Source organism: Bacteroides sp. BFG-606 (genome assembly GCF_024788145.1).
GTDB lineage: Bacteria > Bacteroidota > Bacteroidia > Bacteroidales > Bacteroidaceae > Bacteroides > Bacteroides vicugnae.
In genome coordinates, this window is the sequence record NZ_JANUIL010000001.1 from 2463917 (window position 1) to 2490388 (window position 26472).

25 protein-coding genes and 1 tRNA gene are annotated in these 26472 nt (G+C 38.8%); 17 read left to right on the forward strand and 9 right to left on the reverse strand.

Annotation, left to right across the window (positions count from 1 at the left end; genetic code table 11):
* The first annotated feature begins 1 nt into the window (after position 1).
* From NXV01_RS08820 to NXV01_RS08835, 4 genes are all read left to right on the forward strand, one after another.
* Positions 2 to 796, forward strand: coding sequence for a basic secretory family protein (locus NXV01_RS08820; RefSeq protein ID WP_148366485.1), 795 nt, complete (start codon positions 2 to 4; stop codon positions 794 to 796).
* Positions 797 to 810: 14 nt separating this feature from the next.
* Positions 811 to 3165: a GH92 family glycosyl hydrolase gene (locus NXV01_RS08825; protein ID WP_217721366.1), complete on the forward strand. Its 2355-nt coding sequence runs from the start codon at positions 811 to 813 to the stop codon at positions 3163 to 3165.
* A 587-nt stretch (positions 3166 to 3752) separates the two neighbouring features.
* A complete protein-coding gene (locus NXV01_RS08830; RefSeq protein WP_259022204.1) occupies positions 3753 to 5699 on the forward strand; it encodes a glycoside hydrolase family 97 protein in 1947 nt (648 codons plus the stop codon).
* Between the two features lie 59 nt (positions 5700 to 5758).
* Positions 5759 to 6301 (forward strand): glutathione peroxidase, encoded by a 543-nt coding sequence (locus NXV01_RS08835; RefSeq protein ID WP_148366483.1) that lies wholly within the window; start codon positions 5759 to 5761, stop codon positions 6299 to 6301.
* On the opposite strand, the gene NXV01_RS08840 is transcribed toward NXV01_RS08835, so the two are convergent.
* The 3 genes from NXV01_RS08840 to NXV01_RS08850 form a co-directional block, all read right to left on the reverse strand.
* Positions 6279 to 6797 carry an NUDIX domain-containing protein gene (locus NXV01_RS08840; RefSeq protein ID WP_258979478.1) on the reverse strand — a complete coding sequence of 173 codons (519 nt, stop codon included), beginning with the start codon at positions 6795 to 6797 and terminating at the stop codon, positions 6279 to 6281. The genes NXV01_RS08835 and NXV01_RS08840 overlap by 23 nt on opposite strands.
* 49 nt (positions 6798 to 6846) lie before the next feature.
* The gene (locus NXV01_RS08845; protein WP_234132336.1) at positions 6847 to 8067 is read right to left on the reverse strand and encodes an S-adenosylmethionine:tRNA ribosyltransferase-isomerase; all 1221 of its coding nucleotides are present in this window, start codon (positions 8065 to 8067) and stop codon (positions 6847 to 6849) included.
* Positions 8068 to 8124: 57 nt separating this feature from the next.
* Positions 8125 to 8199 (reverse strand) — tRNA-Pro (locus tag NXV01_RS08850).
* 455 nt (positions 8200 to 8654) lie between these two features.
* On the opposite strand from NXV01_RS08850, the gene NXV01_RS08855 reads away from it, so the two are divergent.
* The 5 genes from NXV01_RS08855 to NXV01_RS08875 all read left to right on the forward strand — a co-directional run bounded on the left by NXV01_RS08855 (position 8655) and on the right by NXV01_RS08875 (position 12942).
* On the forward strand, positions 8655 to 9902 hold the full coding sequence (locus NXV01_RS08855) for a site-specific integrase (RefSeq protein WP_259022205.1): 1248 nt from the start codon (positions 8655 to 8657) through the stop codon (positions 9900 to 9902).
* Between the two features lie 10 nt (positions 9903 to 9912).
* Positions 9913 to 10728, forward strand: a complete 816-nt coding sequence (locus NXV01_RS08860; protein WP_259022206.1) for an AlpA family transcriptional regulator — start codon at positions 9913 to 9915, stop codon at positions 10726 to 10728.
* Positions 10725 to 11633 (forward strand): phage/plasmid replication protein, encoded by a 909-nt coding sequence (locus tag NXV01_RS08865; protein ID WP_259022207.1) that lies wholly within the window; start codon positions 10725 to 10727, stop codon positions 11631 to 11633. The genes NXV01_RS08860 and NXV01_RS08865 overlap by 4 nt, the downstream gene beginning before the upstream one ends.
* Positions 11634 to 12156: 523 nt before the next feature.
* Positions 12157 to 12489: a hypothetical protein gene (locus tag NXV01_RS08870; protein WP_259022208.1), complete on the forward strand. Its 333-nt coding sequence runs from the start codon at positions 12157 to 12159 to the stop codon at positions 12487 to 12489.
* Between the two features lie 84 nt (positions 12490 to 12573).
* Positions 12574 to 12942: a hypothetical protein gene (locus tag NXV01_RS08875; protein ID WP_259022209.1), complete on the forward strand. Its 369-nt coding sequence runs from the start codon at positions 12574 to 12576 to the stop codon at positions 12940 to 12942.
* A gap of 543 nt (positions 12943 to 13485) precedes the next feature.
* Here NXV01_RS08875 and NXV01_RS08880 read toward each other — a convergent pair.
* Positions 13486 to 14280 (reverse strand): hypothetical protein, encoded by a 795-nt coding sequence (locus NXV01_RS08880; protein WP_259022210.1) that lies wholly within the window; start codon positions 14278 to 14280, stop codon positions 13486 to 13488.
* Positions 14277 to 14876, reverse strand: a complete 600-nt coding sequence (locus NXV01_RS08885) for a hypothetical protein (RefSeq protein WP_259022211.1) — start codon at positions 14874 to 14876, stop codon at positions 14277 to 14279. The genes NXV01_RS08880 and NXV01_RS08885 overlap by 4 nt, the downstream gene beginning before the upstream one ends.
* A 204-nt stretch (positions 14877 to 15080) precedes the next feature.
* Here NXV01_RS08885 and NXV01_RS08890 point away from each other — a divergent pair, with 204 nt between their 5' ends.
* The 5 genes from NXV01_RS08890 to NXV01_RS08910 all read left to right on the forward strand — a co-directional run bounded on the left by NXV01_RS08890 (position 15081) and on the right by NXV01_RS08910 (position 18141).
* Positions 15081 to 15287 (forward strand): hypothetical protein, encoded by a 207-nt coding sequence (locus NXV01_RS08890; protein ID WP_259022212.1) that lies wholly within the window; start codon positions 15081 to 15083, stop codon positions 15285 to 15287.
* A 17-nt stretch (positions 15288 to 15304) separates the two neighbouring features.
* Positions 15305 to 15508 carry a hypothetical protein gene (locus NXV01_RS08895; protein ID WP_259022213.1) on the forward strand — a complete coding sequence of 68 codons (204 nt, stop codon included), beginning with the start codon at positions 15305 to 15307 and terminating at the stop codon, positions 15506 to 15508.
* Positions 15509 to 15525: 17 nt separating this feature from the next.
* Positions 15526 to 15732, forward strand: a complete 207-nt coding sequence (locus tag NXV01_RS08900; protein ID WP_259022214.1) for a hypothetical protein — start codon at positions 15526 to 15528, stop codon at positions 15730 to 15732.
* Positions 15733 to 15740: 8 nt separating this feature from the next.
* Positions 15741 to 16592: a 5' nucleotidase, NT5C type gene (locus NXV01_RS08905; RefSeq protein ID WP_259022215.1), complete on the forward strand. Its 852-nt coding sequence runs from the start codon at positions 15741 to 15743 to the stop codon at positions 16590 to 16592.
* Positions 16593 to 17271: 679 nt separating this feature from the next.
* On the forward strand, positions 17272 to 18141 hold the full coding sequence (locus NXV01_RS08910; RefSeq protein WP_167511842.1) for an AraC family transcriptional regulator: 870 nt from the start codon (positions 17272 to 17274) through the stop codon (positions 18139 to 18141).
* Between the two features lie 106 nt (positions 18142 to 18247).
* Here NXV01_RS08910 and aroB read toward each other — a convergent pair whose 3' ends face one another.
* Complete coding sequence (aroB, locus tag NXV01_RS08915) at positions 18248 to 19309, reverse strand: 3-dehydroquinate synthase (RefSeq protein ID WP_148366480.1); 1062 nt, start codon at positions 19307 to 19309, stop codon at positions 18248 to 18250.
* 79 nt (positions 19310 to 19388) lie between these two features.
* Here aroB and NXV01_RS08920 point away from each other — a divergent pair, with 79 nt between their 5' ends.
* The 3 genes from NXV01_RS08920 (at position 19389) to cls (ending at position 24373) form a co-directional block, all read left to right on the forward strand.
* On the forward strand, positions 19389 to 19793 hold the full coding sequence (locus NXV01_RS08920; RefSeq protein ID WP_148366479.1) for a hypothetical protein: 405 nt from the start codon (positions 19389 to 19391) through the stop codon (positions 19791 to 19793).
* A gap of 83 nt (positions 19794 to 19876) precedes the next feature.
* On the forward strand, positions 19877 to 22801 hold the full coding sequence (locus NXV01_RS08925; protein ID WP_099146474.1) for a TonB-dependent receptor: 2925 nt from the start codon (positions 19877 to 19879) through the stop codon (positions 22799 to 22801).
* Between the two features lie 132 nt (positions 22802 to 22933).
* The gene (gene cls / locus NXV01_RS08930) at positions 22934 to 24373 is read left to right on the forward strand and encodes a cardiolipin synthase (protein WP_099146475.1); all 1440 of its coding nucleotides are present in this window, start codon (positions 22934 to 22936) and stop codon (positions 24371 to 24373) included.
* Positions 24374 to 24397: 24 nt separating this feature from the next.
* On the opposite strand, the gene NXV01_RS08935 is transcribed toward cls, so the two are convergent.
* From NXV01_RS08935 to NXV01_RS08945, 3 genes are read right to left on the reverse strand one after another with little or no spacing between them, the layout of a single operon-like run.
* Positions 24398 to 24931: an RsmD family RNA methyltransferase gene (locus tag NXV01_RS08935; RefSeq protein WP_099146476.1), complete on the reverse strand. Its 534-nt coding sequence runs from the start codon at positions 24929 to 24931 to the stop codon at positions 24398 to 24400.
* Entirely contained in the window at positions 24922 to 25692 is a 771-nt protein-coding gene (locus NXV01_RS08940; protein ID WP_099146477.1) for a DUF3822 family protein, read from the reverse strand. The genes NXV01_RS08935 and NXV01_RS08940 overlap by 10 nt, the downstream gene beginning before the upstream one ends.
* Positions 25692 to 26378, reverse strand: a complete 687-nt coding sequence (locus NXV01_RS08945) for a hypothetical protein (protein ID WP_148366477.1) — start codon at positions 26376 to 26378, stop codon at positions 25692 to 25694. The genes NXV01_RS08940 and NXV01_RS08945 overlap by 1 nt, the downstream gene beginning before the upstream one ends.
* Positions 26379 to 26472: the final 94 nt, after the last annotated feature.

Genomic DNA, 26472 nt, shown 5'->3' on the forward strand with positions numbered 1-26472 from the left:
TATGAAAAAGAGACATTTAATCTATGCAGCCTGCCTGCTGGTAGGTATGGGGGCTTGTGCTGCAAGTGCGCAAAAACAAGTGGAGGATAATCCTGACGTATGGAAGGAGTACAATACGGGTGCTATATTGTTTGAGGACAAAGCACCGGAAACGCTGGGATCGGACATTTACCACCGGATCATTCCCGATGCTGAATCATACATCAAGGAACAGGCACGTACTGTATTGGCTACTCTTTACAACTCGCCTGAAGATAGTATTCCAACTGTATACAAGATACATTATACATTGGAAGATGTTGACGGCGTTTCAGCCAAAGGCGGTGGTAATGGCGATGTGACAATCTTCTACAGTACACGTCACATTGAGAAATCTTTTGCAGCGAATGATACAGCTAAGTTATTTTTTGAAACACGCGGGGTACTTTTGCATGAATTGACGCACGCATATCAGCTGGAACCACAGGGAATTGGCTCTTACGGAACTAATCGTGTGTTCTGGGCATTTATCGAGGGAATGGCAGACGCCGTGCGGGTTGCCAATGGAGGATTTGACGGACCGAATGCCCGTCCGAAAGGTGGAAATTATATGGATGGATATCGTACGGCGGGTTATTTCTTCGTGTGGTTGCGTGACAACAAAGACCCTGAGTTCCTGCGTAAGTTTAACCGGAGTACATTGGAGGTAATTCCTTGGTCGTTCGATGGAGCTATCAAGCATATCTTGGGAGATGAATATAACATAGACGAGTTGTGGCGCGAATATCAGATTGCCGTAGGTGATATACAGGCATAATAAAGAGTATAAATATGGTGAGTGTAATGGGTAAAAGAGGATTGTTTTTGGTCTGGCTATGCCTGGTGAGTGCTTTGCCGGGCATGGCTCAAACCGAAAAGCTGATTGATTATGTGAATCCATTTGTGGGGACGGACGGTTATGGGAATGTCTATCCGGGTGCACAGATTCCTTTCGGAGGAATCCAGATGAGTCCGGATACAGACAGCAAATTCTATGATGCCGCTTCCGGTTACAAATACAATCACTCCACATTATTAGGGTTCAGCTTGACTCATTTGAGTGGGACTGGCATACCTGACTTAGGAGATTTCCTGTTCATTCCGGGAACCGGGGAAATGAAACTAGAACCGGGTACTCGTGAGAATCCGGAAAAAGGATACCGTTCCCATTATTCACATGAAAGGGAGTGGGCATCCCCCAATTATTATGCGGTAGAATTGACAGACTATGGAGTGAAGGCTGAAATGACATCAGGCGTGCGTAGCGGTATGTTCCGCTTTACTTACCCTCAATCAGACAAGTCTTTTATCATGATTGACATGAATCATACTTTATGGCAATCTTGTGAATGGGCGAATCTGCGCATGGAGAACGACTCTACCATCACCGGCTATAAACTGGTGAAGGGCTGGGGACCGGAACGCCATGTCTATTTTACGGCTACTTTTTCTAAAAAGTTGACCGGACTGCGTTTTATGCAAGATAAGAAGCCGGTGATTTATAACACTTCCCGTTTCCGTAGCTGCTACGAGACTTGGGGCAAGAATCTGATGGCCTGCATCTCTTTTGAAACAAAAGCTGGAGAGGAGGTGATTGTGAAAACTGCCATCTCGTCAGTCAGCACGAATGGTGCGAAGAATAATATAGAAGAACTTTCCGGACTGACTTTCGATGATCTGAAAGCCAGAGGTGAAGCTCTGTGGGAAAAGGAACTAGGGAAATATACCCTTACTGCCGATCTTAAAACGAAAAGAACTTTCTATACGTCGGCTTACCATGCGGCTTTGCATCCGTTCATCTTTCAGGATTCAGACGGGCAGTTCCGCGGACTAGACAAGAATATAGAGAAAGCGGAAGGCTTCACCAACTATACTGTATTTTCTCTTTGGGATACTTATCGTGCCTTGCATCCTTGGTTCAACCTTGTGCAGCAGGATGTAAATGCCAATATTGCCAATTCGATGTTGGCACATTATGACAAGAGCGTAGAGAAGATGCTTCCTATTTGGTCGTTCTATGGAAATGAAACCTGGTGTATGATTGGTTACCATGCAGTCTCCGTTTTGGCGGACATGATCGTGAAAGAGGTCAAAGGCTTCGATTATGAACGTGCTTACGAAGCGATGAAGACTACGGCGATGAATCCGAATTACGATTGTCTGCCGGAATATCGTGCAATGGGATATGTGCCTTTCGATAAGGAAGCGGAATCCGTTTCCAAGACGTTGGAATATGCTTATGATGATTATTGCATCGCACAGGCAGCCAAGAAGTTAGGTAAGGAAGGTGATTACCGATATTTCCTGAATCGGGCATTGTCTTATCAGACTCTGATCGATCCCGAAACGAAGTATATGCGCGGACGTGACAGTAAGGGTGGCTGGCGTACTCCGTTTACTCCCGTTGCTTATCAGGGGCCCGGTTCTGTGCATGGCTGGGGAGATATAACGGAAGGTTTTACGGTCCAATATACTTGGTATGTCCCACAAGATGTACAAGGGTATATAAATGAAGCCGGTGAGGAGTGGTTCCGTAATCGTCTGGATGAATTGTTCACGGTGGAATTACCGGATGATATTCCGGGTGCTCATGACATTCAGGGACGTATCGGTGCTTATTGGCATGGAAATGAGCCCTGTCATCATGTGGCTTATCTTTATAACTATCTGAAAGAACCTTGGAAATGTCAGAAATGGATTCGTACCATTGTTGATCGTTTCTATGGCGATACGCCGGATGCCTTGAGTGGAAATGATGATTGCGGTCAGATGTCTGCTTGGTATATGTTCAATTGTTTGGGCTTTTATCCGGTTGCTCCGTCAAGTAATGTCTATAATATAGGTTCACCTTGTGTTAAGGGTATATCCGTTCAGATGAGTAATGGAAAGGTGATTGAAATGACAGCAGATAATTGGTCGCCGAAGAATGTGTATGTGAAGGAATTATATGTTAATGGTAAGAAATATGACAAATCCTATTTGAAGTATGCGGATATACGTGATGGCGTGAAACTGCGTTTTATCATGAGCAGTAAACCGAACTATAAGCGTGCCGTATCAGATGAAGCGGTAGCTCCTTCTTTGTCGTTACCGGGAAAGACAATGAAATATCAGGTAAATTTTTCAGAAAAGAAAAAAGAGTGGTAATCCTGTTTTTTTTAGTTGATATGTCGGCCTTGAAGAAGTTGTATTTTTCAGAGTAAATGATGTTCAGAATAATGGTGAAGCAGGGGATTGGCGTAGTTATATTAAATCGTCTTGCAAGCCCGTTTTAAGGATGCTTTAGGTGAATTTCTAATTGATAAGATAGTCCATGCAGCTCGACCTGTTGATTAGTTTGCATTCAAAGATGATGACGGGCATATTATATGTATCATGGTAGTTGGGTACATTATAATATGGTGAAGATGACCTTTGAAGGAGTATTGCCTAGTCCTTTAAATTAATGCTAAGTGAGGTTCTGGTATATTGGAATTCTCCGTTGTAACCTATGTAATATATAGATTATAACGGAGAATTTCTTTCTTATTTGAAGTATGATGTAAATAATGACATAAAGTTGGATTTGGTAAGGAGTGGTAGGTTGAATTATAAACGTGCAGTGTCAGAATGAGGCAGTAGCTTCATCGTTATCTTTTCCAAGAAAAACAGTGAGGTTTTAATACGGACTTTAAACAGAATCTTTATCTTTGTATAAAGTCTTTCAAATTACGGTATAACATAAAATAGAAACAATGAGAAAGTATTTATTGCTATTGATGTTCCTGTGCTTGGCATCACTACTTCATTCCCAGAACAAATTCGAGTTAGTATCTCCCAATGGAGAAATAAAAGTACTATTTAATCTTTCGGATAAAATCTATTACAGTATAGATTACAACGGAGAAGTATTATTGAAAGATAACTCTATTCAGTTGACTCTGAAGAATCAAGTGTTGGGGCAGAATCCTAAGTTGCGTCGTCAGAAGCGTATGAGTATCGACGAGTATTTAACTCCTGTTGTGCCCTTGAAATATTCGAAAATCAATAATCGTTATAATCAATTGCTACTGACTTTCAAAGATTATTCAGTAGAGTTCCGTGCCTTTGACGATGGAGTTGCTTATCGGTTCCTTACCTCGCAAAAAGGTGATGTTGAGGTAATGAGTGAAGAATTTGCTATCAACTTCCCGTCGGATTATCTGCTTCACTTGCAACAACCGGGAGGTTTCAAAACAGCTTATGAAGAACCTTATACACATATTTGGAGTAACACATGGAAGCCGGAAGATAAAATGGCTGTTCTGCCCGCTTTGATTGACACAAAGAAAGATTATAAGATATTAATCAGTGAATCGGACCTGACCGATTATCCATGTATGTTTCTCAAAGGAACAGGTGAAAATGGACTGATCTCTACTTTTCCTAAGACTCCGCTTGCTTTTACGGAAAGTGGTGATCGTAGTGTGAAAATCACAGAGGAAGCTGATTATATTGCCAAGACAAAAGGTACGAGAAATTATCCTTGGCGTTACTTTGTGATAAGTAGGAATGATAAGCAGCTGATTGAAAATACAATGACTTATCGACTTGCCGAAAAAAATCAGCTTCAAGACGTTTCATGGATAAAGCCGGGACAAGTAAGTTGGGAATGGTGGAATGACGCCTCTCCTTACGGGCCCGATGTGAATTTTGTTGCTGGCTATAATCTGGCGACTTATAAGTATTACATCGACTTTGCTTCCAAATTCGATATTCCTTATATTATTATGGATGAAGGCTGGGCCGAAAGTACTCGTGACCCTTATACGCCGAATCCTAAAGTAGATTTGCATGAACTGATTCGTTATGGCAAAGAAAGGAATGTAGGGATTGTGCTTTGGCTGACATGGTTGACTGTGGAAAATAATTTTGATCTATTCAAAACTTTCAATGAATGGGGAGTGAAAGGACTTAAGATTGATTTTATGGATAGAAGTGACCAGTGGATGGTCAACTATTACGAACGGGTAGCTCGTGAAGCTGCTAAATATCACTTGTTTGTTGATTTTCATGGTTCTTTTAAACCGGCTGGATTAGAATATAAATATCCGAATGTCCTTTCTTACGAAGGAGTGCGTGGTATGGAACAAATGGGAGGATGCTATCCGGATAACAGTCTGTATTTACCGTTTATACGTAATGCAGTTGGTCCGATGGATTATACTCCCGGAGCTATGATTAGTATGCAGCCTAATGTATATAGAGCAGAGCGCCCTAATGCTGCCAGTATCGGAACACGTGCTTATCAGTTGGCATTGTTTGTGGTTTTCGAAAGCGCTCTGCAGATGTTGGCGGACAATCCGACTCTTTATTATCGCAATGAAGATTGTACCCGCTTCATTACACAAGTTCCTGTAACTTGGGATGAGACAGTGGCACTGGAAGCTAAAGCCGGTGAATACGTAATTGTAGCGAAACGTAAAGGTGATAAGTGGTTCATAGGAGGAATCGCCAACAATGGTGAAAAAGAACGTGAATTTACCATCAAGCTGGATTTTTTGAATAAAGGCCGTTCTTATCAGATGACATCTTTCGAAGATGGCATCAATGCAGGACGTCAGGCGATGGATTATCGTTGTAAGTCATCGCAGGTGAAAGTCGGAGAGCTGTTGACCGTTAAGATGGTTAGAAACGGAGGTTTTGCAGCTATTATAGAATAACAGAACATTTCTTCACATTGGTTCGTTTATTATAAAAACAAACTAAATGTATATTCACCATGAAAACATTCGTCTTGATGATGGTAAGTCTGTTGTTTGCCGTTTCTTTGGAAGCGCAGAACAAGTCTTTTTATGATTTTGCAGTGAAAACGATTGATGGCAAAGAATTTTCTCTTTCTTCATTGAAAGGTAAGAAAGTGCTTGTGGTCAACGTGGCTTCCAAGTGCGGACTGACGCCACAGTATGCTCAACTGGAGAAATTATATGAGAAATATAAAGATAAAGACTTTGTAATAATCGGTTTTCCGGCAAATAACTTTATGGGGCAAGAACCTGGAAGTAATGAGGAAATAGCTCAATTCTGTTCTTTGAACTACGGTGTCACTTTTCCGATGATGGCTAAGATTTCCGTCAAAGGGAAAGAAATCGCTCCTCTTTATCAATGGCTGACAGAGAAGAAGCTGAATGGTAAAGAAGATGCGTCGGTTCAGTGGAATTTCCAGAAATTCATGATTGATGAGAATGGAAACTGGGTGGGCTTTGCCTCTCCTAAAGAAAGTCCGTTTTCTGAAAAAATCGTTACTTGGATAGAGAAGGAATAAGAGAGACTTTCTGCAATTCGCTTTCGAAATTGGGAGTAAAAATCCCTTTTCCTAAGTTCTCTTTTATTTCTTCAATGGTCCAGAATCGTCCTCCGTCCAGTTCTTCACTGGGATGGATTTCTCCATCGTAAACAGTCTTGTGAACAAAGACAAGTTCTTTTTCACGTTCGGATTCGAAAATATAATTAGTAAGTAGTTCAGGAGTAAAGTCCGTGATGCCTAATTCTTCATGGACTTCTCTCTTTAGAGCGATTTCTACGCTTTCGCCCAAGTCAATATGTCCACCTACGGCTGTATCCCATTTCCCCGGTTGGATGTCTTTCCATTCGGGACGTTTCTGCAGATACAACTCTCCACGGGTATTGAAAATGTGAAGATGGACTACCGGATGAAGTAGTTTGCTGCCGCTATGACATTCCCCACGAGTGGCTGTTCCGGTGATATTTCCTTGTTCGTCTACGACGGGGAACATTTCTTGATTATTATCGCTTAACATTGTGCTTTTGTTTTTAGTGAACTAGATCGATTCTATTGGGTGTAGAAATTTATGGTATTAATAAGGAAGAATCTCCATAACTTAGGAATCGGAAATCATGTGCTAAAGCGTAATCATAAATCGCACGCCAGTTTCCTTTTACGAAAGCAGAAACCAATAATAGCAGGGTACTTTGTGGCTGATGAAAGTTAGTGACCATCGCTTTCACTATCTTGTACTGATATCCAGGAGCTATAATAATTTGTGTACTGGTATGGAGTGCTTCGAGTCCATTTCTATCGAGATAACCCAATATCTTTTGTAGTGCAACCACCGGAGGTATCTGATCGTATTTTTCATAAGGCTGCCACTGTTTGACGTGCAATTCTTCTTCAGTAGCGTCCGGATGATCTGCTAAAATAACTCCAATGTGATACAAGCTTTCGAGAGTGCGTACAGAAGTAGTTCCTACGGCAATGGCACAACCGTCATGGTCTATTAGTTTTTTAATTGTGCTCCGATTGACCGATATATATTCTGTATGCATTTCATGATCTTCGATCTCTTCACTTTTTACGGGTTTGAATGTTCCGGCTCCTACATGTAATGTTAACTCTTCAAGATCGATGCTTTTCTCCTGTAGTGCATCCAACACTCGCGGGGTGAAATGTAAACCGGCCGTAGGCGCAGCTACCGAACCTTTAATCTTAGAGTAAACAGTCTGATAAGTTTCCTTATCACTTTCTTCCGTATTCCGGTTTAAGTAAGGAGGGATAGGAAGTTCTCCGAATACTTCAAGAATATCGGCAAACGTTACTTCCGGATTATCCCATGAAAAATTTACCCAGTGACAGGTTCCTCTGCATTCTCCTCTGGCGGCGGTTAATGTGATTGTAAGTCCTTTGACTGTCATTTCTCGCTTTAATTCTCCATCTTTCCATTTTTTCAGGTTACCGATCATACAAAGCCAGGCGGCATGTTCTGTCTGTTGGAAGTTTAATACATAATCATTCGGCTGAATCGGTTCGAGGCAGAATACTTCAATCAGTGCTCCTGTTTCTTTCCGGAAATGAAGACGTGCTTGAATGACTTTCGTATTATTGAATATCATCAGACTGCCTTGCGGAAGATATTCCGGTAAAGAGGTGAAGATATCCTCACTTACTTCCCCCCGACGATATATTAGGAGTTTGGACTGGTCGCGGATAGGCAACGGGAATTTAGCAATACGTTCATCCGGAAGAGGATAATTGTATTCACTGATGCGGATATGTCTAGGATCTTCTTTCATTGTTTTTTTAAATAAAAAGAGGTCAGAACCCATTCGGCTTCTAACCTCTTTCACCAGTCGGGGTGACTGGATTCGAACCAGCGACCACTCGCCCCCCAGACGAGTACTCTAACCGGGCTGAGCTACACCCCGAATTGCGGATGCAAAAGTACTGATTAATTTTTAAATAGCAAATAAAATACGTGAAATTTGTTACTTTATTAAAAGGGATCTTCTATTAATTATTTGATTGCTAGCGAAATATGTCGTATGCAATTTGTGCTTAATAACTCTGATTGTAAAGGTGAAGAGAGAGGGTTCTCCTACCCTTATAATTCTTAATTGGTATTTATTTGCTTCTATAATTTGCTTTTGGTTGTACTAAATTGGATAAAACGTGTAATGAATAAGTAATGATTATGTAATCGATAAAGTAGCACAGTATGTTTTGGTAATTAACTGTTAAATCATTTTAATTGTTGAAATATATTTACTTTTCATTGTGGCGTTGTGTGAAAAGTGTAATTTTATACGTCAAAAATCGTCAAAATTGCAAATGTACTCTTTTGCGACTTACGTATATACTGAATAATTAAAAAAAATAGATTATGGAAAAAATGAAAATCATGCTCTATAAGAGCAACCAAAAGAGAGATGGAAGTTACCCTGTATGTTTGCGTATATCTAAGGATGGAAAACGAAAATATATCAGTTTGGGACTATCAGCGCAAGGAGTACAGTGGAATGACGATGCCGATCGTTTTAAGAAAGATAAGCGTGTATGTCCAAATTATGAAAGGGATAATTTGTTTTTAAACTCCTGCGAAGATCGTGCGGGGAAAATTTTGTTGATGTTTGCGGAAAAAAGGCAAAATTGGTCGTTAATTCAATTTGAGGAAGAATTTTGCTGTAAGAATAGGGAAAATAGGGTATATGATATTTTTGTTGAACATATAAGCTTTTTGAAGACTGCTGGTCATATAGGAAATGCTAAAAAGTTTGAAGGAACTCTTAGAATGTTGGAAAAGTATGATAAGAAAATAAAGGAACGGACTTGTACGGAAATTGATTTTAAGTATGTGACCGGATTTAATGCAGCATTGGAAAAACGGGGGTGTTGTGGTAATACCCGAAGGATTTATTTGAAACCTTTAAGTGTGATACTAAATAAGGCTATAAAGGAAAAGAAATGTTCTTTGGATACCTATCCGTTTGGAAAAGGTGGTTTTGAATTGGGTAAATTGGCGGAGGTAACGGAAAAAAGATATTTGCTTCCGCAAGAACTGGAACTTATAAAAGAATCACCACAAGAGGATTTTGTTTTGGAGCGTGCCCGCAGGCTCTTTCTGTTTTCCTACTATTGTTTTGGAATGAGTATGGTGGACATGGCGAAATTGACTTCCGCTAATATTAAAGTATTGGCGACGGGTGAACATATTGTATACAAAAGGCACAAAACGCAGAGTGCCAAAGAGATGAAACCCATAATAATAAAGATAAATGAACCTATAAAAGAACTGTTGGATTGGTTTAAATCGAACACTCCTCTGATGGGGGATTATCTTCTTCCTTTGATAACCAAAGATTATGGTGAAGAAGAGTTATGCTACGAGCATAGACGTACGAGATACAAAAGGATTAATAACAACATGAAGAAACTTGGTGAAAAATTAAATATTGGAATAAAACTGACCACTTATGTTGCCCGTCATACAATGGCAATGCAGTTGCAGGGAAAGAATGTTCCGCGTGAGGTTATCAGCCAAGTAATGGGACATGCCAACCTTGAAACGACGAATACATATCTTGATAGTTTTGATACTATCATATTAGACAGAACAATAAATTTATTATAGTTAAAAACGAATGAAAAATGACTGTGTTATGCCTCTGGGCAACTTGATAAACAAGTTGCTCCGAGGGGAAGCGGATGAATGGTGTGAAACGGATTTTAGGTTTTATCTTGAAAGTCTGACCCATGGTGACAAGAAAAAACTGGAACAAGTGCTGAAAACTGTTGATGAGGCTATTGTCAACTGGAAAAGTCTTTCCTTTATTTCCCGTTACGAGGATAAAATAAAAGAATGGAAAGAGGGTAAATGTAGTATGGGTGAAGTGGATGAATTATATTTTGAAGAGGAATTGTGGCGGAAAGAGGGAAAGAGATTGCTAACAGCCGAAACTCTGTATGCTGCTATATCCAGTAAAGGTTTTATAAATGATTATCATCGTGATGCAATGGAGAAGGCGTTAGACGATAATGATATCCGTTTTTTGAAGATGGATTGGGGAAATATGATGTTGGCTCAAATAAGGGTGTTTCGGGATGTTGTTGTTAGTAGTCTTGGAGTAGCCTCATCTAAACCTGTAAACGATAAAGGGAATACTGGAATAGTACTTAAAAAGCTAGAAGATTACCCGGAGGAATTTGGAATTAAACTTTGTAGCGAATTTACGGGATATGCTATACAAACGCTTTATAAATTAACTAGTAAAGGTGAGATTCCATGTTATCGGAGAAAGGGAGAAGGACGTGCAGTTTTCTTTTATCGTGATGAAATTCGCGAATGGAAAATGGCTCGTCGGCAAGGTACTAATGAAGAGTATGTAGAAGAAATGAATGAAATGCTAGCGGCTCGGACTGCTCATTTTTATAATAACCCAAATAAGTTAAAAAAATGATTGATACACTATGTTTAGTATATACTCCGTCAATGGATAGTGGGTATATCGATTTAATGAGTGAAGTAGGTGTCAGGATTAATGTCGACCGCAAAAATAGTAATGAGTTTCATATCATAGGCACTTATAAAAATCTTAGGGTCTATATCGAGCCTACCTTTGTCCGTATTGAGGGTAGCTTCCCTAAATACTACTACGGTACTAATTTAAAACCTCTATCATATATAGAATTGGGGTTGGCTATTGATAAGTTAAGTGCAGTATTTGGTTTACCATTAAAGCAAGCTGTTATAAGCCGTATTGATATAGCTATTGATGTGGAGGTAGTTAATCCCCCTAGTTATTATTTTTCTTCCTTAGGTAATTTGGCTAAGTTTGATAGAATAGAAAGAAAAGGAAGTTTATATTATGAGCAGGGGTGGTGTAAGCTGTGTTTCTATGATAAGATAGCAGAAGCTCAAAAGCATAACGATTGTCATTTAACGGAAGAACTTTTGAATAAGAATATCCTACGATGTGAAATTAGATATATGCGTGGTTGGCTTAAACATTATTTTGGTCGTATTATAAAAGTGGGGGAAGTGTGTAATGGAACTGATGATATTTATTGCGAGTTGATAGCTAAATCGTTTCTTATTTATGATGATATAGTGAAAAAGGGTGATTTGGAATTTAACTTTGATATGACTTTGTCTGAACTAGGGAAATGGGCTATAATAAAACTGTATAGAAATGGGACGGATTTTGTGAAATTGATAGATAATTGTAGTAAAAAAGGAGATAAGAGGGCTGAACGTATGAAGAGGGAGGTTATGAAGTTGCTGAAAGGAGGATATACGCTTGATGAATCAACGGAAGAATTGAAAGAGAAAATATTTGATGCAGTTTGTAAATCAATTGACTAATAAGATTCGACCTGACAATAATCAAAAGACTAGAATCCAAACGTTATGAACGTTTGCCTTTACTCTTTTATTTATTATCAGGTCGAATCTTGTATATAAACCCTCTATCAGGTGTGTATTGCCATTTTTATTCCTTAAAGGTATACTTTACTCGGTTGGGTGGAAAATGGCTAAAAACGCTCTAATACGAACTTTTATGGTTGAGTATGTGATGAGGTTATTGTTGGGGTATCGATAGACTATGTAGGATTCGTTCTTAATTCGTTTTATAGACTTGGAAAAATCTATTCTATGCGATGATATCTTCTAGTGATGTAGTTCTGTAATGGCGAGAAATCTTTGCTTTTGTCCATGGATTTGTTATATTTGCATTGTCAAAAGATGGTAGTTTTGCAAGGAGGGATGGGGAAATGAACGAAGATGTTAGTAAGCTAATATTAGACCTGCTAATGTAGATCGGACACCCCAATTTACAATACACTCTTAAATAGACCAGATATTATCACTAATTACGCAATGCAATATGAGTAAAATGACAGAAAAGGTTGCCCTAGAGATAGCTAAGAGGTTTCTAAAAGGGACAGAAGGATTTGATGTAAAAACGTTGGAAAACTACAAAGATAATTTTGTATTTTTAGCGTTTCCAGAAGGCGTGACAGGTGAAATAAATGTTGGTCTTCCTATTTATGTACTGATTGATAAATTGGGTAAAGCCCGATACGCCACGTACGAAGAAAATTATGAAATATTGAAGCGTGCGAACCCTACCGAGGAGAGGTTGAGGAGGAAGAGGATGAAGAGGTTAAAGAGGTTGAGAAGGAAGAGGATGATGAGGAAGAGGACGAGGGGTATATAGAATTACCACCTATGTAAGTTGACATCCTAGTTTATAATCTACTTTTTAATAGATCAGATGTTATCATTAAATACGCAAAGAAATATGAGTAAAATGACAGAAGAAGTTATCTTGGCGATAGTCAAGAAGTTCGTAGTTCACACCGAGGGGTTTGAGTTTATACCCCAAGAAGATTATAAGGGGCATCACGTTGTATTCGTGTTTTTTGAGGATGGTGGCTATGTCGGTAGACCAATTTTTGTACTTGTTGACAAAGATGGAAAAGCCCGGTACGCTAACTCTGATGAGGGGCGGGAAATTATGGCTGCAAATAATACGGATGACGATGATTTTGAGGAGGGTGCATTGGTAGAGGATATTTGCTCACCTTTTATTGAGGATAGTTTACCTAATGAGGATGACAATGATAATAACGAAGATAGTACCCCCTTGACTTCAGTACTTTTTCAATAGATAATCAACTTATTAGTTGATAAAATTGTAAGGTTTAGGGTGACGCATTGACGAAGGCAGAATAATTATGATGATTACGACGATGGTGAACCTCTGGAATTGCCATCTATGTAAGTTGCTATCCTATGTTTATAATCTGCTTTTTATATTTATTGTCAGGTTGAATCTTGTATGTAATATCTCTATTAGACGCGTATAGCCATTTTTATTCTTTAAAGGTATATTTTATTCGGTTGAATGATGAAATGGCTAATAACGCTCTAATACGAGTTTTTATGTTTGGGTCTGTTGAGGCTAATTGTGAGGTCTCAATAACAAAAGTGATAAAAGGGTTTAGGAAGCCTCATTGACGTTTCTCTCTAAAATATTTAGGGGTCAGCCCTCTTCGCAACTGTTTTCCAGTTCTTCTGATTGGCTGCATATCTGCAATTTGTGTTGTTCATTTTTGTTTGCATAACGAGCGTTTCCTAATCTGTCTATTAATACATAAATAGGAAGTCCGACAGTTGTATATTCGTCAATTCCTTTTGGAAAATGTTTTTGTTACTGTATTATGTCTTTTATCCATTCCAAGACGTTGTCGTTTGCTTCAAAAACAAACTCTTGACCTTTGGCTGCAGAAATGAAACAGTTCTCTTTCCAGGAATTTGCGTTATAGCTTATTGGAATTTGCCGGAAAAAATCGGGTAAATTCCATACTCTCCTACTGCATTTTTCTTTAGTAAGTACAAGCCTGTTTGAAAACTGCAAGCATCTGGCTCCAGATAGTTGTGGTAAAAATGAAAGTTTGGAAGATGCCGTATAAATGACATTTGGACTGTTCCATCTTTCCATTTTTGCATGTGGGTGTCCGTTTAACCATGCGGGGATATTGGTAGGAGTGTCAATGATTTCTCCTATTTGAAGATAGCCGTATATAACATGCCAATCCGGAGCGTCTTTTTTATAACGTAATTGTCCGGCAATGTACTCCGTTTGCCTAAACCAACCAAAGAATAAAAACAAGTCACCGATTCCCACTCCCTGCTTTTGTAGATGTCTTAATGCTGTCTTTTCTTGTCCGAATACAGGCCTCCATCCCATTGGTCTGTTCTTTATTCCCTCTCTGATATCGGGGTCTAAATGGCAGTTATATTCTTCTTTTATTTTGTTGTTGGGGCTTAAAGTATTGATGATATCGTAATATGAACTATTGCCATAGTATAAATCTCTATACTTTGTTTCCATATCTGTTTTAGAGGGTATTGGCAATGACAGTAATGTTCCGTCCGGTAGTATTGGACTAGGCATTCCACCATATTGGGAATCAAAACCTTTTCTACTTAGTATAACTTTCATTTGGCATCAGTGTATTTGCATTGTTCAACATGTTGTTTGACGTAGTTTATAAATTCTGATGCGTCTTTTGTTATTACTCCATAGCTTGTTTGCACTTTAGGTATGTTGGGATGAAATTCATTAGGTATATCCAGTGGGGATAAACGGCTGAAATAGTAAAATTCTTCACAGATAAGAACATATTCCCCTCTCAAGTCTTTGTCCGCTTTGTCTTTCCCATGGAAATTATTTTCTATTTGTATAAATTCTTTAGGGTTAGTTGGGTTTGGTTTATATATGTTGTCTCCATAGCGTTGTATAACTTTCGTATCCTCTGTTTTAATAGGGCGTTTTTGTTCATACTTTTCCCAGTATTCAGCAAAAGAAAGTTTTTGTGTCACTTTTGCTAAATAGACAAGTTTTTCTTTTCCAACTTCGGTCGGACTGTCCTTTAGGTATTTTGAAGTCCATCCCGCAATCCAGTTTCCTATTTTGGTGTTGCGACGCATTGCAGGCTTACATGTTGCAAGTGTCAGTACTCCAAATAAAGGGTTTGGAGCAAAACGGTTGTCATGCTTCATTTTATAACTGTACAGTTTGTAATCTGTAGTTTTCATATTTGTCGGTGTTAAGAGTAAATATTGATATTTAGCTTTTATTTCCGACGAATATATCAAATATTATCTTAAAAAACGATATAAATGGGATATTTTTAATTATATTTGTCGTAATTAGTTTGTGTTGATGCTGCATCTGTGTAGATGTGAAGGATAATGGGGGAATTTAGCAAGTTTATGTATAATCAATGCAATTATATTACTATGGCAGAAAAAGACAAAAACAACATTGAAAAATCTTACGATTTTGGAAAAAGTGAATATGAACGTAATATGAAAAGGTTATGGCAAAAACAGGTGGCGCAAGGACTTCCGGTAAGTGTAGATGTGCCTAATGATGCAGATGCAGAGGATTTGGCTAGAAGTATGGCTTTCCGTGATTGGTTGAATGACGGTGAACCTGTAGATTAATCTAAAGAAATTACACTATGGCAAAGAATGACAACAACATTGAAAAATCTTACGATTTTGGAAAAAGTGAATTTAACCGTGATATGAAAAGGATACACCAAGCACAGGTCGCCAAAGGACTTCCGGTAAGTGTGGATGTACCTAATGATGCTGATGCAGAGGATTTGGCGTATATCCAAGCATTTACAGAATGGTTGAACGATGGTGAACCAGTAGATTAATCTATAGAAATTACACTATGGCAAAGAATGACAACAACATTGAAAAGTCCTACGAATTTATAATTACAGAGGGCGAAAAGGAGTTTAAGCGTAGATCTCAAGCCGCTTCCCCCGAGGAACGCAAGAAGTTTGGTTACGATGTACCAAACGATGCTGATGACGCAGACTTGGAAATTACCCGTTTGAAGAACGAATGGTTGCGTGATGGTAAATCAGTAGATTAAATTGTCTTATGAATCAAAATAAAGCATTGGAGATTGCCTATAAGGCTCATATTGGACAGTTAGACAAAGGTGGCAGTCCGTATATATTGCATCCAGTCAGAGTTGCTTTACACTGTCAAACAGAGGATGAAAAGATAGTAGCATTGTTGCATGATGTTGTAGAGAATACTACTATGACATTTGAGGATTTGAAGACGGAAGGATTTAATGACAAGTTACTGGAGGCTTTAAAATGCCTGACTAAAGAGGAGGGGGAAGATTATAAAACGTTTATAGAGCGTGTCTCTACTAACCACTTGGCAACGAAGGTTAAAATACAAGACCTAAAAGATAATATGGATGTAACCCGTTTGAATGGTAAGACACATTGGAAGCTGGAAACATATAAAGAAGCGTTGGAGTACCTCGAACGGCGTTCAAATAAGAAAGTTCTATATGTAGACATGGATAATGTATTGGTAAACTTCCAATCGGGCATAGACGCCTTAAATGAGGAGTTAAAAAGCCGATATGCGGGGTGTTATGACGAAGTCCCTAATATATTTGCAAAAATGCGACCCAATGAAGGGGCGATAGATGCTATGAATCGCTTAAAAGACAAATACGATATTTACATCTTATCAACAGCTCCATGGAATAATCCAAGTGCATGGGCTGACAAATTAGAATGGGTGAAGCGTTATTTGGGTGAGGTATGCTATAAGCGTTTAATATTGTCGCATCATAAAAACTTGAATACAGGTGATTATTTAATAGATGACAGGAAAAAGAATGGTGCTGCTGATTTTAAAGGTGAACTTATATTGTTTGGTTCTGAACGGTTTCCAAATTGGGAGTCTGTGGTAAGGTATTTATTGTGATAAAAACACGAAGAACACAAAAGAGGTTTTGCACTGCAATTTGCTTTAGTTTGGATTAAGTTTCCCGAAAGAGGTAATGAATACGTAATCGAGCCAAAAAATAAAGGAACTAGATAACCATCTAATTCCTTGTTTTATATGTGATTGTAAAATGAAAATCCTTTACTCTTTTCACGCCCCCCAGACGAGTACTCTAACCGGGCTGAGCTACACCCCGAATTGCGGATGCAAAAGTACTGATTAATTTTTAAATAGCAAATAATCCGTTGATTTTTCTAGTATGAATTGTGCCGATTTATAGCTATTATTCTGATTATTAGTCTTTCTTGGGACTATGCAAATCTTTTTCTCAATGAGTTGGTAGTTCTTTTGATTGCCTCTTATGTGATATAAAAGTACATTTTTTAATTTTGCTTGAATTGGAAAACAATCTGCTTATTTTTCATTTGAAAGCATTAATCCTTTTCCTGTCCTAAAAACACTATAAAAAGTAGGGAAGTCTATAATAAAACTAAATAGGAAAATGACAAATGAACTAACAATCAGTGAGTTTGTTTATAAATTAATGCAAATAAAAGGTGTTTGATTTCCCTAGTATGATACTATATTTCCAGTTTTGGTGTGTGGTAAATTAGGAAGTTATACATTTGTAAAAAGACTTAGTTTAGAAAGGTGTTAAATGTTAGACATTAAAAATAGAGAGACATTAGAGATATACGTCCTGGGTGACGATTTTAAGTTTTATCAAAATCTGAAGTATCTTCCTCTGACTTCTTATCCTTCTAATAATCAATCAGCATTGATTATTTATTGTTTAAGTGGAAGGGCTAAAATCACAGTGCATGAGGATGTACACTGGATACAACCGGAGGAATTGATTATATTATTACCCGGACAATTTGTCTCATTTAGTGAGCCAAGTGAAGATTTTTCGACCGTTACGATGGTAATATCTACTTCACTGTTTAGTGATGCGTTAAGTGGTGTGCCCCGATTTTCTCCGCATTTCTTTTTCTATATGCGGAGTCATTATTGGTATCCGCAATCGGAACGCGACATTCCTCGGATGTATAATTATCTGGGTATGATAAAAGATAAAGTTACTTCTCAAGATATATATAGGCGGGAGCTGATTATTCATTTGTTGAGGTATCTGTATCTGGAACTGTTCAATGCTTATCAAAAGGAATCGACCTTGATGACTGTCCGCAGGGATACCCGTAAAGAAGAATTAGCTAATAAATTCTTTGGGCTTATCATGAAGCATTTTAAGGAGAATAAGGATGTAGCTTTTTATGCAGATAAACTGTGTATTACTTCCAAATACCTGACTATGGTAATCAAGGAAACAAGCGGGAAATCTGCTAAAGATTGGATAGTCGAATACATCATATTAGAAATCAAGGCTTTATTGAAGAATACAAACCTGAATATTCAGGAAATAGCCATAAAAACGAACTTTGCGAATCAATCGTCGCTTGGACGTTTTTTTAGAAAGCATACAGGTATGTCGCTTTCGCAGTATCGAATGAGTAATTTAGAACAATAGCGCGGGCAATTGTCGCACAATTGTCAATTATTTATAGGGATTGGGAAGAGAAAGGGAATGAAGTTTACTTCATTCCCTTTTATTATGTAATCTCTCCGGTGTCGGATTAAATTCCCATACATTCACGATAGAAGTCGAGCATCTCGAAAATAGTGTCCTTATCGGCAGTTTGATTGATGCAAATATCTCCGATATCCTTCAGTAGAGTGAAATTAATTGTGCCTGAAGTATTCTTTTTGTCATGCGTCATGAATGCATATAGTTGGTCGTATTTTTTGCAATCGAAAGTAAAAACGCCATAATTGTCCTTGATAAATTGGATCGTTTGTCTCATTTTCTCTTTCGGGAAATCTACTTTGAGATGAGAAAGATACAGTTCGCATACGATTCCCCAAGCTACTGCATATCCATGCAATACAGGGCGCTCCTCTGCCAATGCCATGCTTTCGAATGCATGTCCCACAGTGTGTCCCAAATTTAATGCCTTGCGGATTCCATGTTCAAAGGGATCCTGTTCTACGATGTTTTCTTTCACTTGTACCGATTGACCTACTAATTGTTTGAGAGCTGTATAGTCAATATTAGAAGTATTGAAATTGAGTAATTCCACCCAATGTGCCGTATTGCTAATCAAACCATGCTTTAGCATTTCAGCATATCCGGAGAAAAAATTGTATGCATCCAGTGTACGCAGGAATTCTGTTTCAATCAGTACACTGTTTGCCGGAGCAAAGGCACCGATTTCATTTTTCAGTCCGTTGAAGTTGATTCCTGTTTTACCACCTACTGATGCATCTACCATAGCCAGTAGAGTAGTGGGGATATTGATATAAGAAATACCACGTTTAAATGTGGCTGCGGCAAAACCTCCGAGATCCGTCACCATTCCTCCTCCAAGATTGATAAGCAAAGAGTGGCGGGTAGCTCCTTGAGTACTTAATGCCATCCAGACGGAGGCAAGCGTTTCCATCGTTTTATGTACGTCTTCGGCTCCGATACAGATTTCTACAGCATCTTTCAGTAGACCTGATGCCTTTAAGGAAGGAAGGCAAAGACGCTGGGTATGCTCGTCTGTGAGGACGAATAGTTTGTCATGCGGGCATAACTCAATGGCACGACCGAGGCTCGTTTCCAAGCTTTCGCAGAGAATAACTTCTTGTTTACTCATGATTCTTTTGCTTTTTTACTCTGCAAATGTATATAAAATATTTTTTTTACTTACTTTTGTCTCATTAAAACGTTCAATCATGAAAGCATTATTACCTGTATATTGTCGTCCTTTAGGATATGTTGTCTTGTTGGTAGCTCTGTTCATCCCTTTTATTCTAGTGATGCAGGGAGTGGTGACCGATAATAACTTGCTGTTTTATAAAGAATGCACAAAGTTATTGATGATGGCAGGATGCTTGTTGATAATCTTTGCATTCAGTAAAAATGAGAGCCGGGAAACGGAGCAGATTCGTAATTCAGCTGTTCGTAATGCTATCTTTTTAACATTCTTGTTCGTCTTTGGTGGCATGTTGTGGCGTGTAATGCAAGGAGATGTGATTAATGTTGATACTTCCTCTTTCTTGACCTTTTTGGTTTTTAATGTGCTTTGTTTGGAATTTGGTCTTAAAAAAGCGCTTGTTGATCGATTCTTTAAAAGATAATTTTCTTTTCAATTAAACCTTTTGCGATTCGATTTGTCAAAAAGACATTGTTATTGCTACTAATATAATCGTAAATAAGGTAAATGAAAAGATTTTCAGCAGGGTTGGTGCTGATGTTGCTATGCACCTTCTCAATTTTTGCACAGAATAAGGTAATTACCGTTTCGGGACGTGTGGTGGAAGCCGACACAAAAGAGCCTGCAGCGCAGGCTACAGTTCAATTGTTATCATTGCCTGATAGCGCTTATGCCGCTGGTATAGCCAGTAGTAATCAGGGATGGTTCACTCTCCCCAAAGTAAAAGCCGGGAAATATGTGTTGAAAGTTTCCTATATCGGGTTTCGTACCAAACTCGTACCAGTACAATTATCTGCTAATGCCACCGATAAAAAGATGGGGACCATTGCATTAGATCCGGATGCTGTTATGCTGAAAGAAGCAGTGATTACTGCCGAAGCTCCGCAGGTGACCGTAAAAGAAGATACTCTGGAATATAATTCGGCTGCTTATCGTACTCCGGAAGGAGCGATGCTCGAAGAATTGGTAAAGAAACTTCCGGGAGCAGAGATTGATGATGACGGTAATGTCAAAATCAATGGTAAAGAAGTAAAGAAGATTATGGTAGATGGTAAAGAGTTCTTTGGGGGTGATGTGAAAACCGGATTGAAGAACTTGCCGGTCAACATGATTGATAAACTGAAAACATACGATAAAAAATCGGACTTGGCACGTGTCACCGGAATAGATGATGGGGAAGAAGAAACCGTTCTCGACCTGAAAGTGAAGAAAGGAATGAATCAAGGTTGGTTTGGTAACGCAAGTGTTGCTGGTGGTACAGAAGACCGTTATGGAAGTAACTTGATGTTGAACCGTTTTGTCGATAATAGCCAATTCTCTTTAATTGGTTCGGCCAATAATGTGAACGATCAAGGATTCTCAGGTGGAGGTGGTGGCCCTCGTTTCCGGAATAGCAATGGTTTGACTGCTACCAAGATGCTTGGAGCTAACTTTGCTACTCAGACTGATAAGCTGGAACTGGGAGGTAGTGCCCGTTATAATTTCAGTGACCGGGATGCAACATCTACAAACTACTCGGAACGTTTCCTGCAAAATGGAAATTCGTACTCCAACTCAAACAGTAAAGGCCGTAATAAAAATACAAACTTCAATGCCGACTTCCGTTTGGAATGGAAACCGGATACATTGACAAACATCATTTTCCGTCCGAACGTTTCTTATGGAAAGTCTAACAGTTATTCTATTTCCGAATCGGGTACTTTTAATGGAGATCCATTTAATTTGGTGTCTAATCCTAATGAGTTTTTGAATAAGATTTTCTGGGGAAGTACAGATGATCCTTTAGAAGCTATTCGTGTCAACGCCAGCAACAGTGAATCAGAATCAGAAGGTCAGAGTCTCTCTGCAAATGCTTCTTTACAGCTGAATCGTAGATTGAATAATCAGGGACGAAACATCACTTTCCGTGGTACATTTAGTTATGGAGATAATGATAGCGAACAGTTTAGTGAATCATTGACGCGTTATTTTGATGATAATGCAAAAAAAGAAGATGATGAACGTAAACAGTATACTACTTCTCCAACCAAAAGTTATGATTATACTGCCGAACTGACTTATAGTGAGCCGATTGCGAGAGCTACTTTTTTACAGTTCCGCTATAAATTTCAATATAAGTATAGTGAAAGCGATAGAAGTACGTACAGTTTGATTCCTGATGCAGATAAAGGACAGGATTGGTTTTGGAATTTTGGTGATGGTCTACCTGAAGGATATGAAGAGAATAAGGATAGAGATTTGAGTAAATATGCTCAATATAAATACTATAACCATGATATTAATGCAGGGTTGAATATTATCCGCGAGAAATATCGATTGAACTTTGGAGTGTCTCTGCAACCGCAGAATACCAGATTAGATTATAAGAAAGCTGAAGTAGATACTGTAGTAAAAAGAAATGTGTTCAATTTTGCTCCTAATGTTGATTTTCGTTACAGATTCTCTAAAGTCAGCCAGTTACGCTTTACTTATCGGGGACGTGCAAGCCAGCCGAGTATGGAAAATTTGCTGGATGTAACCGATGATTCTAATCCGTTGAACATTCGTAAGGGTAATCCGGGATTGAAGCCTTCCTTCTCTCATTCTATGCGTTTGTTCTACAATACTTATAATGCAGATAAACAGCGTGGCATAATGGCTCATGCAAACTTGAATATGACTCAAAACAATATTACCAATGCCACTACTTACAATCAGAGTACTGGTGGAGTAACAGTTAAACCGGAGAATATCAACGGAAACTGGAATGCGATGGGTATGTTTGGGTTCAATACAGCATTGAAAGATAAGCGTTTCACTATAAATTCTTTCTCTCGTGCCAACTATACCAATGCGGTTTCTTACCTTTTCAATGACGATACCAAGATAAATGACAAGAACACCAGTACAACATTGACTTTAGGAGAGAATCTGAATGGAACTTTTCGTAACGACTGGTTTGAATTTACCTTGAATGGTTCGATTAACTATAACTTTGAACGAAACAAACTGCGTCCGGAAAATAACCAGGAACCTTATACATTTGGTTATGGTGCAAGCACTAATATCTCTTTACCTTGGAGTATGACGTTGTCAACCAATATAACTAATAACGCACGCCGTGGTTATCGTGATGCTAGTATGAATAAGAATGAACTTATCTGGAATGCGCAGATTGCCCAGAACTTCCTGAAAGGCAATGCTGCAACCATCAGTTTTGAAGTATATGATATTTTGCGGCAGCAATCCAATATCAGCCGTTCGTTGACAGCCGATATGCGTTCTGTTTCCGAATATAATGGAATTAATAGTTATTGTATGCTTCGTTTCTCTTATCGCCTGAATATTTTTGGAAATAAAGAAGCCCGTGGCAATATGCGTCATGGTGGTTTTGATGGTGGTGGTCCGCGTGGCCCACGTGGTGGAGGCTATGGAGGTGGCAGACCATTCTGAAGTAGCGTAATAGATTCAAATAAAACGAAGAAAGTCCCGGCACAACATTCAATGTTGTCACCGGGACTTCTTTGTTAATCCGATAATTTACTCTATATTTGTTGTTCAGTATCTGTATGAAAGGAGATTCCTATGATTGATTGGAACTATATGCTTAGCCAGATAGCAACAGTAGCTTTTGATATTCTTTATTTTGGAGCCATTATCGGTACGATTGTCATTATCATTCTTGACAACCGGAATCCGGTTAAAACGATGGCATGGATACTCATATTACTTTTCTTACCTATTGTCGGGCTTGTCTTTTATTTTTTCTTTGGCCGGAGCCAGCGTCGTGAGCGTATCATCGGGCAAAAAAGTTATGACCGCCTATTAAAGAAACCAATGGCCGAATATCTGGCACAGGATTGTTCGGATGTTCCCTATGAATACTCCCGTCTTATTCAACTTTTCCAGCAAACGAATCAGGCATTTCCATTTGAGGGAAATCGCGTGGCAATCTATACCGAAGGATATACCAAACTCCAATCATTATTGCGCGAACTACAAAAAGCGAAGCAGCATATCCATATGGAATATTATATCTTTGAGGATGATGCTATTGGACGTCTGGTCAGAGACGTACTGATAGAAAAGGCTTCTCAAGGAGTTGAAGTGCGGGTGATCTATGATGATGTAGGTTGCTGGCATGTGCCTAACCGCTTTTTCGAAGAAATGCGTAATGCCGGTATAGAGGTCAGGAGCTTTTTAAAGGTACGTTTTCCCTTATTTACCAGTAGAGTGAATTACCGGAACCATAGAAAGATTGTTGTCATTGACGGGCGTGTGGGTTTTGTTGGGGGAATGAATCTGGCAGAACGCTATATGCGTGGCTTTTCTTGGGGAGTTTGGCGTGATACGCATATCATGCTGGAAGGGAAGGCTGTGCACGGTCTGCAAACGGCTTTTCTGCTCGATTGGTATTTTGTAGACCGTACGCTGATAACTGCTTCCCGTTATTTTCCAAAGATTGATTCTTGTGGAAATTCTTTAGCGCAAATTGTCACGAGTGAGCCTATCGGACCCTGGAAAGAAATCATGCAGGGCTTGACGGTTGCCATTACCAGTGCAAAAAAATATTTCTATATGCAAACCCCTTATTTCTTGCCTACAGAGCAAATATTAGCTGCTATGCAAACAGCTGCATTGTCCGGGGTAGATGTGCGCTTAATGTTACCGGAACGTGCCGATAATTGGATTACTCATCTTGGATCGCGTTCTTATTTGGCAGATGTGATGCAGGCAGGTGTTAAAGTCTATTTTTATAAGAGGGGCTTTCTGCATTCTAAGCTCATGGTTTCAGATGACATGCTTTCCACAGTGGGGTCTACTAATGTTGACTTTCGTAGCTTTGAGCACAATTTTGAAGTGAATGCCTTTATGTATGACGTAGAAACAGCCCTTGAAATGAAAGAGATATTTCTTCAGGATCAGCGAGAAAGTACACAAATCTTTTTTAAGAATTGGGTCAGACGTTCGTGGAGACAAAAAGCTGCGGAGTCTATCGTGCGTTTATTGGCTCCGCTACTTTAATAGTGATGAGATTGATTGGAAAACTTATCTGAACAGTGAGAAGTTTACACTTCCATACACTCTTCTCTCTATGAAATGTGGATTATCTTCGAAGTTATTATCTTTTCCGTGTTCCAGTACCAATAATCCTCCCTCTTTGAGAAGATCGTTTTGGAAGATTAATTCAGGTATTGTTTCCAACTCTTTTAATGCATAAGGAGGATCGGCAAAGATGAAGTCGAACTGTTCGCGACCATTCTTGATAAATTTGAATACATCTCCGCGTATTGGCAGACACTTGTCTGTTTGCACCTCTTTCATGATTTTGCAGATGAACGAGTGATGCGCAGGATCTTTCTCAACGCTAATAACCCGGTCACATCCGCGGGATACCAGTTCGATACTAATACTTCCGGTTCCGGCAAACAAGTCGAGAGCTGTGACTCCTTCTTCAAAATCGATGTAGTTGTTGAGTACATTGAACAGATTTTCTTTGGCGAAATCTGTTGTAGGACGTGCTTTAAATGTTCGGGGCACGTCAAATCTTCTTCGTTTGTAAATACCGCTGATTACTCGCATGTTAATAAGGCTTGCATGTCAATATTAGTTGCAGGATTCATAATAAATACCTGTAGGATAAACTTTTTCAGTTCGCTCATTAAAACTTCTTTCTCGGAAAGTGTTCCAGTTAGATGTAGCTCATCCCGCTCCTGATTAAATTCCAGTTGCTTCCAAGCGTACAATAAATAGTAAATACGGTCTTCTGTATGCGTGCATTCAAAAGAATTAGACAGAAGTAGATGACCCCGTTCAAAGCAATAGATGTCAATACCGTCTTTGCGTACAGAAGCATACATCTTCTTACTGTTTCCTAATCTGCTTTTTACAGAAAAATAATCGATAAACGGAGTAGATTGAGAATAAAAGCGAGCTTCGGGATATTGTTCATTCAAAAAGATCTGTGCGCTTTTGTCTATACCGAAAATGACAGCTACATTATTCTTTCTTAGAATATTGTAGAGTACCGTTTCGTTTTCTTTTTTCTGATGATTGTGATAAAATAGAAGTTCCGCCTGTTCCTCTTCAAAAAGGTCTAATGGCACGATTGTAAAACGTTTACTTGCCATCATAATGTTTACCCGTTTGTAAGGATGATTGAGGAAGTCCGATTCGTGGAAGATTGCCTTTAGATTTGCTGTTAGGGATAGAGAAGCGTCTATCTCTTTCTCTATGATTGAAAGCGAATCGTCATGAATCGGGTTATAGATAGAAAAAGAAAATCCATCCGTACTAAGACGGATGGATAAAGTATATTGTTTTGATTTAGTAAAATCAATCATTATTCCCAATTACCAGCACCATTGTTCGGAGTATCGATAGAACCTACCATCAAACCGCAGTATCTACCCAATTTGCTCTGAACATCTTTTAAATTAATAATCTCTTGCTTGTCAAGTCCGTTCAAATAAGTTTCATACGGAGCTTTTACTTCAAATAAGTATACAGGAGCACCGGATTTAGCAGTATCGTTTTTTACATTCATTTCGAATTGAGCACCACCTCCGTAAGGGATGTATCTCATAGAATCCGGGTTGAATCCTTTCGGGAAAATAGTATCCATAACAGCTACCCACATAGTGTCACGTTTGAAGTTTTCAAGTCCCCATTTCTTAACTTCATCATATTTGCCTGTCTTCTTTGCTTTTTCGATGATAGCCATAGCTTTCTTTTCAGTCAGTCCGTCTTCCAATTGTTTGTCGGTCAACATTCCCATCTTCATAACGAACGGCAATTTTTGATTTTTAACGAAGTCAATCAATGTGTCAAATTTGTCTGTATACATTCCGCGGTGCAGCGTACGGTATTCCTGCTGTGCCTTACGGATGTCGATCAAACGGGCAATGACTGCTTTTTCTCTGTCTTTTTTAGCGTTTTCAAAATTGATAGGACCCATAATGCTGGTGTAGCAGATGTAAATCAGTGCAGCAGCACAAAGCACCAATACAATATTAAATACTGTTTTCATGATAAATTATGTTTTTAGTTGTTATATTCGCATCGCAAAAATAGAATAAATAAATTTAAATACGATAGTTCCTCGAACTTTTTTCTCGTACAAA